The organism is Mesorhizobium sp. M0676 (assembly GCF_040320535.1).
GTDB lineage: Bacteria > Pseudomonadota > Alphaproteobacteria > Rhizobiales > Rhizobiaceae > Mesorhizobium.
In genome coordinates this window covers 1-18,854 of the sequence record NZ_JAMYPU010000031.1, presented here as the reverse complement: position 1 = coordinate 18,854, position 18,854 = coordinate 1, and the positions used below count along the sequence as shown (strand labels likewise).

The following is an 18,854-nucleotide window of genomic DNA, read 5'->3' as shown; positions in this document are numbered from 1 at the left end:
GGCAATCGACAAAAAGCCGTATAGTTTTGCTGGCTTTGTTTACCGGATGTCAGCAAACCCTAACAGCTGCTTACCGCGATCTTAACGGCTGAGTTACCATAGTTGTTTACGCTACCATCTAGCCTCATGTCCGGAGCAGGAATGCATGTCCGACCAGTCCGCGGCCGCAGATGTCGATGTCGACCTGAGACAGCTCTTCGCCAGCCTGGCGCGGAACTGGCTGCGCATTCTTGTGATCACGGTTCTCGTCACTGGTCTCGCCTTCGCGTTCGCGTGGCTTGCCACGCCGCATTACAAGGCTACGACGCAGCTGAAAATCCAGTTGAGCGAATCGGCCTATACGCGGCCTGCCGGTACCAATGAAGACGACAAACCTGTGCTCGATGCGGAAGGTGTAGCAACCGAGGTTCAGGTCATTTCCTCGTCCGACATTCTCAATAAGGTGGCTGGCAATCTGCATCTGGGCGACAAGCCCGAGTTCAACGATGCGCTCGGCATGTCGCCGGTAGCCCGACTTCTTGTCATTGCCGGACTGAAAAGTGATCCGGCAGAGATTCCGCTCGAAGAGCGCGTGCTGACTAAAATGCGCGACAAGCTAAACGTCTATGGCGTGGAGAAGACCCGCGTCATCGCCGTCGAATTTTCCTCTGAAGATCCCCAGCTTGCCGCCGACATTCCGAACGCCATTGCCAAGGCCTACCTGGCCTACCAGGCGGATGCCAAGACCAAGTCGAACGCCGCCGCGACCGCCTTCCTCGGGCCGGAGATCGACGAGCTGCAGAAGCAGGTCAGGGATGCAGAGGCCAAGGTCGCGGCCTTCCGCTCCGCCCAGTCGGACCTGTTGATGGCTGGCAACAATTCGGTGCTGGCGACACAGCAATTGTCCGAGCTATCGACCGAACTGTCGCGTGTGCGCGCCAGCCGCGCTTCGGCCGAGGCAACGGCCGAAAGGGTGCGCCAGGCTTTGCAGAATGGCGGTTCGCTGGACGCTGTACCCGAAGTGCTGTCTTCCGATCTGATCCAGCGGCTGCGTGAGCGTCAGATCGAGCTCAGAACCAACATCGCCGATCTTTCCACCACCTTGCTCGACAACCATCCCCGCCTGCGGGCGATGAGGTCGCAGCTTGCCGATCTCGACGGCCAGATCCGCAACGAGGCGCAAAAAATCATGCGCGGGTTGCTGACGCAGGCGCAGACCGCCCAGGCGCGCGAAAACCAGCTGATATCGGACGTCAACAAGCTGAAAGCGGCGTCGTCGCGCGCCGGCGAGGAGCAGGTCCAGCTGGATGCGCTGCAGCGTGAGGCGAACGTCCGGCGCCAGCAGCTTGAATCCTATATGGCGAGCTTCCGCGAAGTGTCCTCGCGCAAGAATTACCTGCCGGTCGATGCCAGCGTGTTTTCCGAGGCGCGCGTGCCGTCGGAACCCTATTTCCCCAAACTCGTCCCGATCGTCGGCGCTGCCTTCGTCGGCTCGCTGCTGCTGATGTCGGTCATCACGCTTCTGCAGGAGCTGTTCTCGGGCCGCGCCATGCGTCCGGCTCCAGGCGTCCGCTTCGAGCGCATCGAGCAGGTTGCGATGCCGGCAATGTCGGCGCCGGTCGTCGACCCGGAACCGGCTCCTGAGGTCGTGGAAGTGGACGATCAGCCGACGACCATGGAGTCTGAACTGGCGCCAAAGCCCGAGCCGGCTCCTGCAGTGCAGGAGGACGCAGCGATCGCCGGTTCCGAACCGCAAGCCGAACCTGAACCTGTCCGCTCCAGCCTTGGCGAGATCGATGTCGAGAAGGCGGCGGAGAAGCTGATCGCCAGCGGTGCTGCGCGCGCCATCTTCGTCTCGCCCGAAGGCGATGAGGCCGCGGCCTCGGCAGTGCTGGTAGCGCGCGAAGTCTCCGACGCCGGCCTGCGCGTGCTGCTGCTCGATCTGACCGCATCGGGCGCGGCGTCGCGGCCGATGCTGGACAGCGGACTTTTCCCCGGCATCACCAATCTGCTGGCTTCGGAAGCGCAGTTCAGCGACGTCATCCACGCCGACCTCTATTCGGACTGCCACGTCGTTCCCGTCGGCACCGCCGATCCGGTGCGCGCCATGCGCGCCGCCGACCGGCTGCCGATCATCATGCAGTCGCTGACCACCGCCTATGATCTGGTCATCGTCGAATGCGGACCGGCCGATGCGCAAGGCATCAGCCGACTGGTCGGCGACAGCACCGAGGTCTTCATGTCCATGCTGCAGGCGGACGATGAGGTGGCGCAGGCCGCCGTCGAGCTGATCGAAAGCGGCTATCCCGACCTCACTCTGGTGACGCCGATCGGCCACGAGACGCCGGGTAACCCCGTGCCGGGACGACGTAGCGCCGCCTGAGACATCAGACAATTCGACTTAGGCGGCGCTACTACGGATCGGCTCGTCCATCGCCCGCCGGCTCCCGAAAAACCAAGCCTGTCAGCCGGCGCCGGGATCTACCCCAACTCCAGGGTCGTCACGCCAAATATTCGGCGCGAGTCGACCTTCGGAGGCGGGCCCTTGTACATGCGCGTGGTGGTGAAGGTCGGCCTGAAACCAATTGCTGAAAGCGCCGTGGTGAAATCGAAATTTTCGGCAGGAACGTCGATATGCAGGTCGCCACCTTCGCATGCGGCAGCCAGACTGCCCATGAGCTGCATCGCCGTCTCGGTGTCGTCGGCAAACAGCGGGCCGATCTTGTAACCCGAACGGCAGGGACGAGCCACGGCGTAGCCTATGGTGCCGAGTGAACTGATCGCGGCGAACCCGCAATGCGGCGGCTGCGCCCAGCGGTGCAGGAAGGCTCGTCGAGGCGCGGGGAAACAGCGGGCGTCATAGGCGATGATGTCGGGCACGAGTTGCGTGGTTATCATGCGCACACCTTCGCTTCGGACTGGCGGGGTCGCGATACGGCCGCTGAAGCGGATGGTTTCGTATGCCGAGTTAAAACCGGTGCGGCGATAATTCGCCAGCTGCGCGGCGACGCCGTCGAGGCCGACCGTTCGGCCGGCCAGCCTGGCCATGCCCGCATTCCAGACTGCTTTGCCATGGCCTTTGCCGCGCATGTCTGGTCGGCAGATGTAGAGACCGATGAAACCGAAGTTGCCGCCATAGGCGACAGCCGAGATGGCGGCGGTCATCTCGTTGTCGACAAAAGCGCCGATGAACCCTTCAGGATCGGTTGGCCGGAACGCGGCGGCATCATCAAGGCCAGGGTTCCAGCCTTCAGCCGCCGCCCAGTCGATGAGAACGGTCAGTTCCGGCGGAGACAATGCGCGGACGGTAGGCTTCATAGCGTTCACTCCGCGGCGATCACCCCCGGCGAGAAGGATTTCAGCACGCCGCGATAGGGCTTGGCCAGCGGACTGGCATAGGCGCCGCGCTTCGAGGTCGACAGGCCCAATGCGATCAGCGCCTCGGCCTGTTTGAGGGCGGCGCCGACGCCGTCGATGACGGGCAGGTCGAACTCTTGCTGCAACCGGTGTGCCAGGTCGGCCATGCCGGCGCAGCCGAGCACGATGGCCTCGGCGCGGTCTTCCGCTATGGCGCGGGCGATCTCGGCGCGCAGTTTCTCGACAGCGCCGGAAGCAGCGTCTTCAAGCGAGAGTACGGGAATGTCGGCGGCGCGCACGCGGGCACGCCCGGCCATGCCGTAGCGCTGCACCAGCCCCTCGACAGGGACACGCGAGCGTTCGGTGGTCGTCACCACTGTGAAGCGCTGGGCAATGTAGGAGGCGACACTGAGTGCGGCCTCGCAGATGCCGATGACCGGAATGGAGGCCATGGCGCGTGCCGCATCCAGGCCGGTATCGTCGAAGCAGGCGATGATGGCGGCCTGCGCCCCGGCGCGTTCGCCGGAGGCGATCTCCATCAAAAGGCCGGGCACGGCCAATGCCTCGTCATAATAGCCCTCGATCGAGGCCGGACCCATCGAGGAGGTGACCGCGATCACCTCGGTCCCGGCGCCGGCAACGGCGCGCGCCGCCGCCGCGATCGTCTCGGTCATGCTCGCCGTCGTGTTGGGATTCACCACCAGTATCCGCACAATCAAACCCTGGCCCGCTTGCGGCCGACATAGAGGATGGCGCCCAGTGTGGCCAGGATCACCAGGAAGGAGAACACGGTGGTCACCGTTCCCAGCGCGTAGAGCACCGGCGTCGTGACATTGGTGGTCATGCCGTAGATCTCGAGCGGCAGCGTGTTGAAGGTGCCCGACGTCATCAGCGTGCGGGCGAACTCGTCATAGGACAGCGTGAAGCCGAACAGGCCGACGCCGATCAGGCTCGGCGCGATCATCGGCAGCACGACATGGGCAAAGGTCTGCCAGGAGTTGGCGCCCAGGTCACGCGCGGCTTCCTCATAGGCGGGCGAGAAGCGGTTGAAGACGGCGAACATGATGAGCACGCCGAAGGGCAAGGTCCAGGTTAGGTGCGCGCCGAAGGCCGAGGTGTACCAGGCCGGGCGGAAGCCGACCTGCTGGAAGACGACGCCGATGCCGAGCGAAATGATGATCGAGGGTACGACGAGGCTGGCGACCGCCAGGTAGAACAAAGCGGTGGCGCCGCGAAATTTTTGCCGGAAAGCGAGCCCTGCCAGCAGCGACACGACGACGGTGACGATCATCACCATGAGGCCGAGCACGAGCGAGCGCTTGAAGCTGCCGCCGAAATCGCCGACCGCCTGGCGCTCGAACAGATTGGCGAACCAGTGCAGCGACACGCCATTGAGCGGGAAGGTGAGGCCGCCGGTCTCGCCTTGGAAAGAAAGGATCAGGATCGCCGATAGCGGGCCGTAGAGGAACAGCACGAACAGAGTGAAGAAGGCCGCAAGCACATAGAATTCGAGGGTGCGTTTTTCGTGGCTCACCTCAAAGCTCCTTGCGGATGTCGACGATGCGCAGGATGCCGGCGACCATCAAGAGCACCAACACCAGCAACACCACGGCATTCGCGGCGGCTGCGGGATACTGCAGCAGCGACATCTGGTTCTTCATCATCAGTGCGACCGACGCGCTCTGGCCGCCCGACATCACCTGCACGGTGGAGAAATCGGCCATCACCAGCGTGACGACGAAGATGGTGCCGATCGCCATGCCGGGCTTGGCCAGCGGGATGACGACGTTCCACAAGACCTGCCAGCCGGACGCGCCGGCATCGCGCGCGGCCTCGACCAGCGAGCGGTCGATGCGCATCAGCGTGTTGAAGATCGGCGTTACCATGAACAGCGTGTAGAGATGCACCATGGCCAGCACCACGGCGAATTCCGAATAGAGCAGCCATTCGATGGGTTTTGGCACCAGCCCCAATTGCACCAGCGTCGAGTTGATCAACCCGTTACGGCCAAGCACCGGGATCCACGAGATCATGCGGATGATGTTGGAGGTCAGGAACGGCACCGTGCAGACAAGGAACAGCACCATCTGCATGGCGGTGGTGCGGATATGGAAGGCGAGGAAATAGGCGACCCAGAAGCCGATGAACAAGGTCAGAGCCCAGACGATGGCAGCGAATTTGATGGTGTTGAGATAGGTCTTCCAGGTGACCCATGATCCCAGCACGTCGGAATAGTTCGTCGTCAGGAAATCCGGATACATGGCGGCGAAGTCATAATCCCAGAAGGAGACGACGACGATCATGATGATTGGCAAGAGCAGGAACGCACCGAGGATGAGCGCCAGCGGCGCCGATTGGAGGTAGGGCGTGACGGCACTGATGGAGAAGCGCCGGCGTCTGGCGGGCTTGGCTGCTGCGATGGCGGGGCGTTCGAGCGCGACTGTCATTGGGAAAATCCTCCGCGTGATCGCGATGACTTGCGATCCTTCGCGCCCCCCTCTGTCCTGCCGGACATCTCCCCCACGAGGGGGGAGATCGAACTCTCATAACGGCCTTCGCCAAACTCTAACGTTGCTAACGAAGAGCCGGCCATGACGCTGCCAATCTCCCCCCAAGTGGGGGAGATGTCCGGCAGGACAGAGGGGGGCGCGAAGGATCGCAACATCACAGTGAACGCGTCCGCTCTACGCGGCGATGAACTCGTTCCAGCGCTTCACCATGTAGCGGTCCTCGTCCATGACCGAGTTCCAGCAGGCGACTTTGCCCATACGCTCTTCGAACGAGCCGCCGTCGCGCACGGCGCCGGCCTTTTCCATGACGGTGCCGTCCGGCGCCTTGATCTCGCCCTTGGCCGGCTTGCCTTCGATCCAGTAGCCCCATTCGTCCTCGGACATGAACTTCTTGGCCGAGACCATATTGGCGGAATAGTAGCCCTGGCGGTTGAGATAGCCGCCGACCCAGCCCGACGTATACCAGTTGATGTATTCGTAGGCGGCGTCGAGCTCGGCGCCCTTGAGATGGGCGGCAAGGCCAAGGCCGCCGCCCCATGAGCGGTAGCCTTCCTTGAGCGGCTGGAAGCGGCAGGCGATGCCCTTGGAGCGGACGGCGGCGACGGCCGGCGACCACATCGACTGGATGACCACTTCGCCCGATGCCATCAGATTGACGCTCTCGTCGAACGACTTCCAGAAGGCGCGGAACTGGCCGGCCTGCTTGGCCTTGATGAGGAAGTCGATCGTCTTGTCGATCTCTTCCTTGGTCATGTTGCCCTTGTCGGCATATTTGATGCTGCCTGTGGCCTCCATGATCATGGCCGCATCCATGATGCCGATGGACGGGATGTTAAGGATCGCGGTCTTGCCCTTGAAGGCCGGGTCCATGATGTCGGCCCAGGTGGTGATGTCGCGGCCGACGAGGTCGGGCCGGATGCCTAGCGTATCGGCGTTGTAGATCGTCGGCACCATGGTGAACCACTTGGTCGGCGCCTTGGCGAAGGTCTTTGAGTCCTGCGCTTCGACATAGCCGACCGTGTGCGGCGCGGTGCCCTGGGCAATGATGCTGTCGGGCGTCAGCTTGCCGGTTTTGAACAACGGCACCAGTTCGTCGTAGTATTTCAGCTTGCTGACATCCATCGGCTGCAGCACGCCGCTCGGGAACACCTTCTTGCAGATCCAGTATTCGATGTCGGCGATGTCATAGCTGTCGGGCTGGGTCACGGCGCGCTGGGCGGCCGCGTCCGAATCGGTCGCCGTCATTTCCAGCGTGATGCCGAGGTCGGCCTTGCACTTGTCGGCGATCGCGTTCAGGTTCGACACGCCGGTGCCGAACTGGCGCAGCGTGATGTTGGACTGCGCCCAGATGGTCGGGAAGCCTGTAATGGCGCCCGAGCCTGCGGCGAGGCCGACGGCGGCCGCACCTGTCTTGAGCAACGAACGGCGCGAAATTCCGGTCTTTGTTTCTACTGTTTTTGTCATTCCTATTCCCCTGTTTTTGTTTTGCTTCGTTGAATTCATGAATGAAGGCGGCCGAGGACGATGGCGTCCTCGGAATCCCAGGCGAGCGGTACGGCGTCGCCAAGGGCGACGGGTTTGGCGAAGAAGTCGGAATCGTCGATGATAACGGTGAAATCGTCGATGCCGCCGCCGGTGACCGACAGCTTCACCGTGGCGCCGCGATATTCGATGTTGGAGACGATGCCGGTGAAGCCGAGGCCGGGAGAGGGTGCTTCGCCGATGCGCACATGGTCGGTGCGGATGGCGATGTCGATCGGCGTGCCAACCTCCTGGCCCGCCTCCCGGCCTTGCCCGCGGGCGGCGAGCGAGGCGCCACCATCGACGTCGAAGACGACCATGCCGTCGCGCGCGCCGGTGACCCGGCCGGAGATGACATTGTGGTCGCCCATGAAGCGCGCGACGAAGGCGGTGGCCGGCCTTTCGAACACATCTCGCGGCGGCGCCGCCTGTTCGATGCGGCCGTCATTCATCACCACGATCAGGTCCGCCAAGGCCATGGCTTCTTCCTGGCTGTGGGTGACGTGGACGAAAGTGATGCCAAGAGAGGTCTGCAATTTCTTCAGCTCGGCGCGCATGCGTATCTTCAGGAACGGGTCGAGTGCCGACAGCGGCTCGTCGAGCAGCAGCGCCTCGGGATCGGTGATCAGAGCGCGGGCGAGTGCAACACGCTGCTGCTGGCCGCCGGAAAGCTGCGCCGGCCGGCGCGTCGCATAGGCCTCCATCTGCATCAGCTTGAGCATGTCGAGCGCCTTGGCACGGCGCTGCTCCTTGTCGACGCCCTTCATCTTCAGGCTGAAGGCGACATTGTCGACAAGGTCGAGATGCGGAAACAGCGCATAGGACTGGAACATCATCGCCGTGCCACGCTTTGCCGGCGGCAGGTCGGTGACGACGATGTTGCCGAGGCGGACATCGCCCGACGAAATGCTTTCATGGCCGGCGATCATGCGCAGCGTCGAGGTCTTGCCGCAGCCGGAGGGGCCAAGCAGGCAGCAATAGGTGCCTGCCGGTATCTTCAGGCTGATGGCCTCGACGGCAGTCGTCGTTCCGTACACTTTCGAAACGGAGACGATGTCGATCTCGGCGGCTTTGGACATTCAGGCTTCCCCGTTTGGTCGCGTCAACCAATGCATTATGCGTGCCAATCGGCGAGATTCGGCCAAGCGTTTGAATCATCAGCAAAATCGGAATTCGTGCCCACTGCCTAGCCGGTGGGCTATCTTGTGCATTGCACAAATAATGGGCGATTGTGCGCGATCCGCGCAAGAATCGTATGCAATCTTTTTTGGCTTCGTGTCCACTTTGCCTCTCGTGTGCAGGCGACGAGTTGCGCTAGAAGAGGCTGGGAACCATCATCGCCATGAACATTGCCGATCAGATCCATTCCGCCGACAGCGCCAACCAGGATCGCGCCCAGGCGATTCGCGACAATCTGCGGGACGCCATCGTTGACCGTCGGCTGACGCCCGGCACCAAGCTGTCGGAAGGCGAGGTCGGCACGCTGTTCGACGTCTCGCGCACGGTCGCGCGCGCGGCGCTGCAGATGCTGTCCTTCGAGGGGCTGGTGCGTACCGAGCGCAACCGTGGCGCCTTCGTCGCCAACCCTTCGCCCGAGGAAGCGCGCCAGGTGTTCGCATCGCGCCGGCTGATCGAGCCGGGCATCGCCATTGCCGCCTGCGGGCGGGTCACAGCCACCGATATCGCTGCGTTCCGAGCGCAGCTCGACGAGGAAGGGCGCTTCATCGCCGAGCGCGGCCCAACCGCCCGGCGCTCCGAAATCAAGGCGTCGGGCGATTTCCATCTGCTGCTCGCCTCCGTCGCCGGCAATGCCATCCTGCAGCGCTTCATGGAGGAGCTGGTGGCGCGTTCGTCGCTGGTGATCGCCCTTTACGGACGATCCGGCGTGTCGGCCTGCGGACACAGTGAGCACACGGAAATGGTCGGCGCGCTGGAAAGCGGCGATTGCGGGTTGGTGAGCCGGCTGATGCTGCACCATATCGACCACATCGAGGCGGATCTCGACCTGCGGGTCAGGGCCGGCCCTGCGCTCCGCGAAGCGCTGAATTTCTGATGGCTAGTTTTCGTCGTCCGCGGGAGCGGGCGCTGCCTGTCCGACGGCCTTGCGGCGCAGCATCTTGGTCAGCTTCCAGACCGTCGGGTTGTTCTTGATGAAGGTTTTCGCCCGTGCGCCCTGCCGCAGTGCCGACGCCAGGGCGCGTCCCTTCAGCGTCAGGGGCGCCAGCACCTCGAAATGCCTGGTCTCGATATCGCACCAGAGCCGCTTGTAGGGCTCGTCGCCGACCGAGAAATCATAGACATCGAAGCCTGTTTGGCAGGCTTCCTCGATGATGTCGAAGAAAAGGAAATCGCCGGGGCTGGTGTGGCCGAGATCGTCCTCGGCGATGGCGCCGAATTCGCAGATCAGGCGTTTGCCCGAGCGGCTCGAGCCGGTGATTGCGCGCAGCTTGCCGGCCACTTCGAGCCCATGCAGCACAAAGGCCGGTTTCTCCTCGGCCAGCGCGCCGGCGAAGAGGGCACGGAAGAAAGCCCGCACCTCCGGCTCGCCGAAGACATTGGCGATGCCCATCTTGGCGAAGCGGAACTCCTTCATCTCGAAGAAAGCGTCGAGCAGCCGGTTCACGTCTTCCGGTGTCTGCGCCTCGATGCGGCGATGACTGCCGACCGCCTCGAACTTGCGTGTCTGCGAACGGTGCTTCTTGCGCTTGCGCTTGCCGCCCACACGCGACAGCAGCACATCGAAACCACCGTCGAGATTGACGGCGAGCGACAGGTTTGGGCTCGGAAAGTTGGAGAACGCCGCCAGCGGATTGGCAACGCCATCGAGGTCGGGGAGCAGCCTTTCCAAGGCAACGAGATCGATGTCGGGGCGCGCCTTGCCGATCGCCGTCACCAGCCTCCGGATCCCCCCGGCATCGGCCTTTGCCAGCCATGCCGGATCGGCGGCGGCGAAATTGCCGTTGGCATGGCGCCCGCCCATGAAGCGGGCGACGCGGAATGGACCAGTTCGCGTGATTTCCAGTGCCAGTGCAAAGACCGGCCTGTCCTCGATTGTCAGCGTGGCGACGACCGCATCGGGATTGGCCTGCGCCGTCCAGGCATGAACCCAGGCCGCGCTTTGCGCCGGCGCAAACAGCGCCGAACGGCAGAATTCGCCGTAAGAGGCGAGCGCGGCAGCATCTGCGATCGACACCGACAGACTGGTCTGGTCGGCAGCCGGCGCACGCGCAGACGCCTTGCTTGCGGCGAGCCGATTGCCGTCAAATGACGCGGTGGCGTCAACCATACCTCAATCCTTAAGGCGTATTCGTCGCGATCAGGAGTTCGCGTCGGCGCGTTCCGTGCTTGGATCGAGCCTAGGCGCAAAAGGTGAATGAATGATCGACGGTGGTGAGGCAGTTCGGAAACTGGCGCTTAATATCGCCCGCTTTACCGGCCTTGCACCGCTGGCCAAGCCGTTCGTCGGCGGCATTGGCGCAATCCTCATGTTGCATCGGGTCACCGCCACGCCGGAGAAGCCGGACGGCGTCAACCGCCACCTCAACATCGCCCCGCGATTCCTCGACGCTCTCGTCGCCGACATGAAGGCGAGGGGCTATGCCTTCGTCACCCTCGACGAGGCGATCGAGCGCATCAAGGCCGGCGGCAAGGACGGCCAGTTCGCCACCATCACCGCCGACGACGCCTATCGCGACAACATGACCGAAGCGCTGCCAGTGCTGGAAAAGCACGACGCGCCGATCACCATCTATGTCGCGCCGGGTCTGATCGACGGCAGCGCCGATTTATGGTGGGACGTGGTCGAGGATATCGTCAACGCGCGGGAGCGTTTGACGCTGGCGACGCCGAAGGGGCCGGTGACCATAGACTGCTCGACCCACAGCAAGAAACTCCACGCCAATGCGCGTCTGCATGCCTATCTGACGCTCGAGGTGCGCGAGGAGGATCAGCGCGCCGTGCTGCGCGATCTGGCGCGCTCGAACGGCATCGACCTCGATGGCTTGCGCCCAAGCACGCTAATGACCTGGGACGATATCCGCGCCGTGGCCGGGCACAGGCTGGTGACGATCGGCGCGCATACGGTCAACCACCGCAATCTGAAGCGGCTCGACGAAGCCGATGCGCGCCATGAAATCGTCGACGTCAGGCGCCAGCTGCAGGCGCAGCTCGGCGAAGACCCCCGTCATCTCGCTTACCCCTATGGTTACGCCAGCGCTGTCGGCTGCCGCGAAGTGGGCTTTGCCCGCGACGCCGGCTACGCCTCGGCGGTGACCACGCGCCACGGCGTGCTGCACGCCGAGCATGCCGGCTTCCTGCACGCGCTGCCGCGCATTTCGATCAACGGCCGCTACCAGAGTGTCGCCCATATCCGCACCATGTTGTCGGGCGTGACGACCCCGCTGGCCAATGCCGGCAAAATGGTCGTCACCATCTAACCTGGGTCGGGCGCTTCAGCCTTTCGGCGGCGGCTCCAGGATCAGCCATTTGATGATGCCCATCGCAGGCAGCACCCAGAACAGGCCGCTGAACAGGAAGAACAGGAAATGCACCAGCGGGCTGGATTGCGACAGCTGCGCGACCGCTATGATCGACGCGACCAGCGCATAGATGATGACCAGCGCCACCAGTAGGAAGGTTCCGATCAGCTTTTTCAGGCGGATGGGCATGAGCGTTCTCGTTGATCGCCTCCGCTTAGGCCCAACCGGGCGCGCGTGCAACCCGTGACTTGCGGCGCGACGGCGTGCCGCGCCGTCCGGTCTTGTCAGCCGGGTTGCGATGGTTCACCAATCCGCCACGTCAACCTGCCGGGACCAACCCATGGCCGCCATATCAGCCGCCGCGCCTTACATTGACCGCGATCGCGATCTGCAAAACCGGGCTCTGCTGCGCGGCTGGCTTTATGTCGTGCTTCTGGTGCTGTTTGCGCTGGTGCTGGTCGGCGGCGCCACCAGGCTCACCAATTCCGGCCTGTCGATCACCGAGTGGAAGCCGATCCACGGCGTGATACCGCCGCTCAACGACGCCGAGTGGCAGGAGGAGTTCCAGCTCTACCAGAAGATTCCGCAATATGCCGAGCTCAACAAGGGCATGAGCCTGGACGCCTTCAAATCGATCTTCTGGTGGGAGTGGGCGCACCGTATCCTGGCGCGCAGTGTCGGCCTGGTCTTCGGCCTGCCGCTGCTGGTCTTGTGGGCGACGCGCCGCATCGAGCGCGGCCTTGGGCCAAAGCTGGTCGGTATTCTGCTGCTTGGTGGCCTGCAAGGCGCCATCGGCTGGTGGATGGTGGCCTCCGGCCTGATCGACCGGGTCTCCGTCAGCCAGTACCGGCTGGCCACGCATTTGACGCTTGCCGCCCTGATCTTCACCGCCACCATGGTGGTCGCGCGCGGGCTGGCGCCGCATTCGGAGCCTGCCGCCGACCGGCCGACACAAAGGCTGGCCGGCTTCATCGTGCTGCTGGTGCTGGTCCAGATCTATCTCGGCGGCCTGGTCGCAGGGCTCGACGCCGGCCTGAGCTACAACACCTGGCCGCTGATGGACGGCAAGGTGATCCCGTCAGATTTGCTTCTGCTCGAGCCGGCCTGGCGCAATTTCTTCGAGAACCCGAAGACGGTGCAGTTCGTCCACCGGCTCGGCGCCTATACGGTCTTTGCCATCGCGCTCTGGCATATGATAGCGACGCGCCGGCGGCTGCCGGGCACGACACACGCACGCCGCGCAACGCTGCTGTTTCTGCTGGTGCTGGTGCAGGCCTCGATCGGCATCGGCACGCTGCTGATGCAGGTGCCGCTGCACATGGCGCTGACCCATCAGGCCTTCGCGCTTGTCCTGCTGGGATTTGCCGCCGCCCACTGGCGCGGCAACAAGGGCGCCTATCCACTGCCAACGCGGCCGCCCATGAACGCAGGTACATCGTCTACGGTGTCTTGGCCGTCGCAATAATCTATTTCGCGAACGAACTGCCTCGCTACGTCTAACGCGCGAGGCTGCGCCGGTCAGAAGCTGAGCCGCACCTTTCGGATCACTCCCGCAACCGACAGCTCGCGGTTCTCGTCGACCGCATTCTCGTCCTCATGATGCCATGCGGCCGACAGGCAGCCATAGGCGATGGCATGGTCGAGAATGGCAGCCGGCGTCTGGCCGAGTGTCCTGGCGAAGATCTCGGCCATATGCGCGATGCGCTCGGGATCGAGGCAGAGGTCGTCGCGCCCCAGTGGGTTGTAGAACAGATTGGCGGAGTCGAAGCCGGGATCGCCGAGCACGCCCTTCGGGTCGATCGCCAGCCAGCCGCGCGCACCGTGCAAAATGTTGTCGTGATGCAGATCGCCATGCAGCGGCTTGACCGCATGCGGGGCATCGAGCAGCCGGTCCGCGATTTCGGCGGCCTCGACATAGAGGCTGTGCTCTCCGGCGTCGCGATCGCTCCGGCCTTTTTGAACAGGCTGGCAAACCGTGTCCGCAGCGGCTGCAGGTCCGGCGGGGCAGGGTGTCTTGAGGGCGAGAACAGTCTCCCCATCAACTCGGCCGCGATTGCGGTCGCGGCGTTGTCGCCTTCTTTGGCCAGAACTTCGGAAAGCAGGGTGTCGCCGGCATATTCCAGCAGCATGCGGTGGCCGTCCCGGCCAAGCAGCCGCACCGCGCCTTCGCCGCGCCGCCATGCGAGATAGTGCTCGCCGCGCAACTCGTCGTCGACATCGTCGAATGATTTGAGCGCCTTGACGATGGCCGGCGAGCCGTCCTCACGCCGCACCTTCCAGATGCGGCTCGAAAACGTCTCGGCAATGAGCTCGGGCGCGCTGATCTTCCAGCGCTTTGGAAATGCAGGCGCGTCCATTCAGAGCGTGATGCCGAAAAGTGTTAAGCGGTTTTCGGGCAACATGCTCTCTCCAACTGAATTAAAGGCCGAGCATCAGATCCATGTTCTGAACGGCAGCACCCGAGGCGCCCTTTCCGAGATTGTCATAGACCGCAATCAGCAGCGCCTGCGCCCTGTCGTCATTGGCAAAGACATAGACCTTCATGCGGTTGGTGCCGTTATAGACCTCGGGATTGATCTCGGGCAGGCGCTCCACGTGCTCGTAAGGAGCTACCTCGACCACGCCGCCCTTGATGGCGGCAAAATGGTCGGCGATTGCCGCGTGCAGTTCGGCGCCGGCCGGCACATGGTCGAGCCCGCCGAGCTGCAGCGGCACCACTGTGATCATGCCTTGGGCGAAATTGCCGACCGCCGGCTGCATGATCGGATCGTGCGACAGCTTCGCATAGGTGCGCAGCTCCGGCACATGCTTGTGCTGCAGGGTCAGCCCATAGACCTGGAATTCAGAGGCATCCTCGCCCTTGGCGACATAGTCCTCGATCATCGGCCGGCCGCCGCCCGAATAGCCCGAAATGCCATTGACGGTGATCGGGAAATCCGGCGGCAGCAGGCCTGCGGCGACCAGCGGCCGCAGCGTCGCGATCGGCCCTTGCGGCCAGCAGCCGGGATTGGCGACGCGTTTCGCATTGGCGATGATCCTGGCCTGATCCTTGTCCAGCTCGGCAAAACCGTATTCCCAGCCCTCGGCGACGCGATGCGCCGTGGAGGCGTCGATCACCTTGGTGGTGTCGTTGGCAATCAGCGACACGCTTTCCTTGGCAGCCGCATCCGGCAGGCACAGGATGGCGACATCGGCGGCATTGAGGAACTCGGCGCGCGCCGCCGTTTCCTTGCGGCGCTCGGCCGGGATCGAGATGATCTCGAGGTCGCCGCGCTCGGCCAGCAGCGCCCGGATCTGCAGGCCGGTGGTGCCGTGTTCGCCATCGATGAAGATTTTCGGTTTCATGTGCCCGTCAATTCCCTGCTAATTCAGGCCTATATGCCCTGGCCATGGTTTGCCGCGCCATGGTTGCCGCTGTTCAGCTCTTCCGCCCGCGCTTTTCGCTCGGCCACCAGGCCGAGATAGTGCATGGCCACCATCGAGCCGGCGATCGCCGTTATATCGGCGTGATCATAGGCCGGCGCAACCTCGACGACGTCGGCGCCGACAATATCGACCTGGCCGAGCTGGCGCAGCGTCGACAGGATTTTCGCCGAGGACGGTCCGCCGGCAACCGGCGTGCCGGTGCCGGGCGCAAAGGCCGGGTCGAGGCAGTCGATGTCGAAGGTGAGATAGGTCTTCCTGCCGCCGGTGCGGTCGACGATCGCATAGGCGATGTCGGAAGCCCGCATCTCCTCGATCTCGTGACCGTAAAGGATCTTGATGCCGAACGTATCGGGGGCATGCGTGCGGATGCCGATCTGGATCGAGCGGTCGGGGTCGATGATGCCTTCATTGACGGCGCGGCCGACGAACGAACCATGGTCGATGCGCTTGCCATCGTCAGGCCAGGTGTCCTGGTGCGCATCGAACTGCACCAGCGCCAGCGGCCCGTGGATGGCGGCATGTGCCTTGAGCAGCGGCCAGGTGACGAAATGATCGCCGCCGAGCGACAACAGGAAGGCACCCGATTTCAGGATCTTCGCCGCCTCGCGCTCGATCGTGCCTGGTGTCTTCTGGTGATTGCCCGAATCGAGCAGGCAATCGCCATAGTCGATGACGGCGAGATGCTCGAACAGGTCGCGCGAGAACGGATATTGCGGGTCGTTGTCGAGGATCGCCGAGGCGCGGCGGATCGCCTGCGGCCCAAAGCGCGCGCCCGGCCGGTTGGTGACGGCGGCATCGAACGGAATGCCCCACACGACGGCGTCCGCGCCCTTTGCATCCTTGGTGTATTTGCGCCGCATGAACGACAGCGCGCCGGCATAGGTCGGCTCGAAGGAAGGCCCCGTCTTGGAGCGGGCGGTGAACGCGTTGTCGATGGTCTGGTTCGCCATTACGGGTCCTTCTTTGTTCATCGGGCTGCCACAACTACAGAACCGGCACGCAAGATGCCAGTCACAGCTTGGCGAAGGACTTGTATAGCCAAGGCGCAAGGCCCGGCGGCTTCCTCTCCGGCGGCTGCGGCGATGAACTGGCGGTGCAGGCCGGCATTTTCGGCCGAGATCACGGTTTCTGGGCCGAACGCGGCGCCACCATCATCCAGACCGACGAACCGAAGGCTGCGATTGGCTGGCTGGGGGCCAATGGGTTTCGGGTGCCCTATGTGGATGAGGCGAAGCCGGCCGAGCCGCGAATACGGCGAGTATCAATTAGAAATCGTACGTCGGCGCCATCACCCCACCCGGCGCTGCGCGCCGACCTCCCCATCGAGGGGAGGTAGGGCGTTGGCGCTTTAGATTCCGACAGTCGTAGCGATTGCGAGGCATGCAAGGCTGCCGCGACCTCCTACCTCCCCTCGATGGGGAGGTCGCGCCGAAGGCGCGGGTGGGGTGACAGCGCCGCCCGCAAAATCTTCACGCCGCTTTCGCCACCCCATCCAATTCCCTCAGCACATCAGCCGACAGCTCCAGCTCCGCCGCCGCCAGGTTCTCTCTCAAATGCCCGATCGACGACGTCCCCGGGATCAGCAGGATGTTCGGCGAGCGGCGCAGCAGCCAGGCGAGCGCAACCTGCAAGGGTGTGGCGCCGAGCCGCGCGGCCACATCCGACAAGGTCGACGACTGCAGCGGGCTGAAACCGCCGAGCGGGAAGAACGGCGTGTAGGCGATACCGGCGCGCGCCAGTTCATCGATCAACCCGTCGTCGTCGCGATGCGCCAGATTGTACTGGTTCTGCACGCAGACGATCTCGGCGATCCCACGGCCTTCCTCGACCTGCGCTGGGGTGACGTTGCTCAGGCCGATATGGCGCACCAGGCCCTTGCGCTGCAGTTCGGCAAGCGCGGTCAACTGCGCCTCGATCGAGCCCTCGGCCGGACCCATCACCCCGAACATGATGCGCAGATTGACGACATCCAGCACCTCAAGGCCGAGATTCCTGAGATTGTCGTGCACGGCCTGCTCTAGTTCCTTGGCGGAATAGGCAGGCAGCCAGGAGCCGTCGCTGCCGCGCCGCGCCCCGATCTTGGTGACGATGACGAGGTCTTGCGGATAGGGCGCCAGCGCTTCGCGGATCAGCTGGTTGGTGACATGCGGGCCATAATAGTCGCTGGTGTCGATGTGGTTGACCCCGGACGCCACCGCTTCGCGCAGCACAGCAATGGCCGCGTCCCGATCTTTCGGCGGACCGAAAACGTGCGGGCCGGCAAGTTGCATGGCGCCGTAGCCGAGCCGTTTCACGGTGTGGCTGCCGAGGGTGAATGTGCCGGATTTTTGGATGGTGGACATGGTCGATCTCCTTTGAGGAGGCGAAGATAGACGCTGCTCAACCTTGGGATAATAAGGTACAATCCGTACAGCTTGTGCGGAATGGCGAACAATGATGGATCTTGGCGATCTGAATGCTTTCGTGACGGTGGCGCGTGCCGGCGGTTTTCGCGAAGGGGCTCGCGCCGGCGGCGGCAGCGCGTCGGGCCTGAGCGAAGCGGTGCGCCGCCTGGAGACGCAGCTCGGCGTCAGGCTGTTCAACCGCACCACACGCAGCGTTGTTCCAACCGACGCAGGCCTCAGCCTCTTGGGAAGGCTTGGCCCGGCGCTGTCGGAGGTGGAGGCGGCCCTCGACGTGGTCAATGGCTTTCGCGACAGGCCGGCCGGTTCGCTGCGCCTCAACGTCCCGGTCAGCGCCGCGCGGCTGATATTGCCCGACATCGTTCCGGGCTTCCTCGCCGCCTATCCCGGCATTCGGCTGGAGGTCATCGCCGATGAGAACTTCGTCGACGTGTTGGCGGCCGGCTGCGACGCCGGCATCCGCTATGACGAGCGACTGGAGCAGGACATGATCGCGGTGCCGATCGGACCGCGCGTCCAGCGCTTCGCCACTGGCGCCAGCCCCGCCTATCTCGAGCGCCATGGGCGGCCGCAGCACCCGAGCGACCTGCTTGGCCATGCTTGTCTGCGCGGTCGTTTTGCCAGCGGTGCGATGCTGCCGTGGGAATTCGAGCGCGACGGCGAGGTGGTGCGGGTCGACACGACGGGGCCGTTGATCGTGCGGATCGGCGGGGCGAGCGATCTTGCCGTCCATGCGGCCATTGCCGGCAGCGGCATCGTCGCTCTCTTCGAGGGCTGGCTTCGCCCCCACTTCGAAAGCGGCGCCCTGGAGCCCGTGCTCGAACCGTGGTGGCAGAGCTTTCCCGGGCCATTTCTGTACTATCCCGGACGGCGTCTGGTTCCGGCGCCGCTACGGGCGTTTATCGATTACATCAAGGCCGGCAAGTTCTGAGACTTGAACCGAGGCCGGCGCCATCACCCCCCCCGCCGCTTCGCGCCGACCTCCCCATCGAGGGGAGGTAGGGTGCCGCGCTCGTATGGTCGGGTTTTGGTGTCAGCCGAACCCTCGTGATTGTTCAGGGCGGCAAAACTGCCGTGACCCCTACCTCCCCTCGATGGCATAGGCGCTAAGATAGCTTTGGCATGGACTGAAACTTGCGCTTTCGTGGTGGCTCACGCCAGCGATATCGCAAGGCATGGAG

16 protein-coding genes and 2 pseudogenes are annotated in these 18,854 nt (G+C 63.9%); 6 read left to right on the top strand and 12 right to left on the bottom strand.

The genetic code is table 11. From position 1 onward, the window contains the following. The first annotated feature begins 145 nt into the window (after positions 1 to 145). Positions 146 to 2,362: a GumC family protein gene (locus NKI35_RS26145; protein ID WP_352741794.1), complete on the top strand. Its 2,217-nt coding sequence runs from the start codon at positions 146 to 148 to the stop codon at positions 2,360 to 2,362. Between the two features lie 98 nt (positions 2,363 to 2,460). Here the strand turns inward: NKI35_RS26145 and NKI35_RS26140 are convergent, their stop codons facing one another. From NKI35_RS26140 to NKI35_RS26115, 6 genes are all read right to left on the bottom strand, one after another. Further along, a complete protein-coding gene (locus NKI35_RS26140) occupies positions 2,461 to 3,297 on the bottom strand; it encodes a GNAT family N-acetyltransferase (protein WP_023823254.1) in 837 nt (278 codons plus the stop codon). Positions 3,298 to 3,302: 5 nt separating this feature from the next. Further along, the gene (locus NKI35_RS26135) at positions 3,303 to 4,049 is read right to left on the bottom strand and encodes an aspartate/glutamate racemase family protein (RefSeq protein WP_352741793.1); all 747 of its coding nucleotides are present in this window, start codon (positions 4,047 to 4,049) and stop codon (positions 3,303 to 3,305) included. Positions 4,050 to 4,051: 2 nt separating this feature from the next. Next, complete coding sequence (locus tag NKI35_RS26130; RefSeq protein WP_352538782.1) at positions 4,052 to 4,870, bottom strand: ABC transporter permease; 819 nt, start codon at positions 4,868 to 4,870, stop codon at positions 4,052 to 4,054. A gap of 1 nt (position 4,871) precedes the next feature. Further along, positions 4,872 to 5,783 (bottom strand): ABC transporter permease, encoded by a 912-nt coding sequence (locus NKI35_RS26125; protein ID WP_023823251.1) that lies wholly within the window; start codon positions 5,781 to 5,783, stop codon positions 4,872 to 4,874. Positions 5,784 to 6,020: 237 nt separating this feature from the next. Then, complete coding sequence (locus NKI35_RS26120) at positions 6,021 to 7,310, bottom strand: ABC transporter substrate-binding protein (RefSeq protein WP_023682324.1); 1,290 nt, start codon at positions 7,308 to 7,310, stop codon at positions 6,021 to 6,023. A 35-nt stretch (positions 7,311 to 7,345) separates the two neighbouring features. Next, on the bottom strand, positions 7,346 to 8,446 hold the full coding sequence (locus tag NKI35_RS26115; RefSeq protein WP_352515016.1) for an ABC transporter ATP-binding protein: 1,101 nt from the start codon (positions 8,444 to 8,446) through the stop codon (positions 7,346 to 7,348). 263 nt (positions 8,447 to 8,709) lie between these two features. Between NKI35_RS26115 and NKI35_RS26110 the strand changes: the two genes are divergently transcribed. Continuing rightward, a complete protein-coding gene (locus NKI35_RS26110) occupies positions 8,710 to 9,420 on the top strand; it encodes a GntR family transcriptional regulator (protein ID WP_023669398.1) in 711 nt (236 codons plus the stop codon). Between the two features lie 3 nt (positions 9,421 to 9,423). Here NKI35_RS26110 and NKI35_RS26105 read toward each other — a convergent pair whose 3' ends face one another. Continuing rightward, positions 9,424 to 10,653 (bottom strand): GNAT family N-acetyltransferase, encoded by a 1,230-nt coding sequence (locus NKI35_RS26105; protein ID WP_352460131.1) that lies wholly within the window; start codon positions 10,651 to 10,653, stop codon positions 9,424 to 9,426. A gap of 91 nt (positions 10,654 to 10,744) precedes the next feature. Between NKI35_RS26105 and NKI35_RS26100 the strand changes: the two genes are divergently transcribed. Continuing rightward, on the top strand, positions 10,745 to 11,803 hold the full coding sequence (locus NKI35_RS26100; protein ID WP_352741792.1) for a polysaccharide deacetylase family protein: 1,059 nt from the start codon (positions 10,745 to 10,747) through the stop codon (positions 11,801 to 11,803). Positions 11,804 to 11,818: 15 nt separating this feature from the next. Here the strand turns inward: NKI35_RS26100 and NKI35_RS26095 are convergent, their stop codons facing one another. After that, the gene (locus tag NKI35_RS26095) at positions 11,819 to 12,034 is read right to left on the bottom strand and encodes a DUF2842 domain-containing protein (protein ID WP_023669401.1); all 216 of its coding nucleotides are present in this window, start codon (positions 12,032 to 12,034) and stop codon (positions 11,819 to 11,821) included. A gap of 151 nt (positions 12,035 to 12,185) precedes the next feature. Between NKI35_RS26095 and NKI35_RS26090 the strand changes: the two genes are divergently transcribed. After that, a complete protein-coding gene (locus tag NKI35_RS26090) occupies positions 12,186 to 13,310 on the top strand; it encodes a COX15/CtaA family protein (protein ID WP_352741791.1) in 1,125 nt (374 codons plus the stop codon). Positions 13,311 to 13,363: 53 nt separating this feature from the next. Here NKI35_RS26090 and NKI35_RS26085 read toward each other — a convergent pair. The 3 genes and pseudogenes from NKI35_RS26085 to speB all read right to left on the bottom strand — a co-directional run bounded on the left by NKI35_RS26085 (position 13,364) and on the right by speB (position 16,221). Beyond that, positions 13,364 to 14,202: pseudogene (locus NKI35_RS26085) on the bottom strand (aminoglycoside phosphotransferase family protein). A gap of 61 nt (positions 14,203 to 14,263) precedes the next feature. After that, entirely contained in the window at positions 14,264 to 15,190 is a 927-nt protein-coding gene (gene argC / locus NKI35_RS26080; protein WP_352741790.1) for an N-acetyl-gamma-glutamyl-phosphate reductase, read from the bottom strand. A gap of 29 nt (positions 15,191 to 15,219) precedes the next feature. Continuing rightward, positions 15,220 to 16,221, bottom strand: a complete 1,002-nt coding sequence (gene speB, locus NKI35_RS26075; protein ID WP_023669405.1) for an agmatinase — start codon at positions 16,219 to 16,221, stop codon at positions 15,220 to 15,222. A gap of 98 nt (positions 16,222 to 16,319) precedes the next feature. Here speB and NKI35_RS26070 point away from each other — a divergent pair. Continuing rightward, a pseudogene (locus tag NKI35_RS26070) lies at positions 16,320 to 16,540 on the top strand (glycerophosphodiester phosphodiesterase family protein); the annotation flags it as partial. Positions 16,541 to 16,740: 200 nt separating this feature from the next. Here NKI35_RS26070 and NKI35_RS26065 read toward each other — a convergent pair. Beyond that, positions 16,741 to 17,613 (bottom strand): aldo/keto reductase family oxidoreductase, encoded by an 873-nt coding sequence (locus NKI35_RS26065; RefSeq protein ID WP_352741789.1) that lies wholly within the window; start codon positions 17,611 to 17,613, stop codon positions 16,741 to 16,743. 91 nt (positions 17,614 to 17,704) lie between these two features. Here NKI35_RS26065 and NKI35_RS26060 point away from each other — a divergent pair, with 91 nt between their 5' ends. Then, positions 17,705 to 18,604: a LysR family transcriptional regulator gene (locus NKI35_RS26060; RefSeq protein ID WP_023693291.1), complete on the top strand. Its 900-nt coding sequence runs from the start codon at positions 17,705 to 17,707 to the stop codon at positions 18,602 to 18,604. The last annotated feature ends 250 nt before the right edge of the window (positions 18,605 to 18,854 follow it).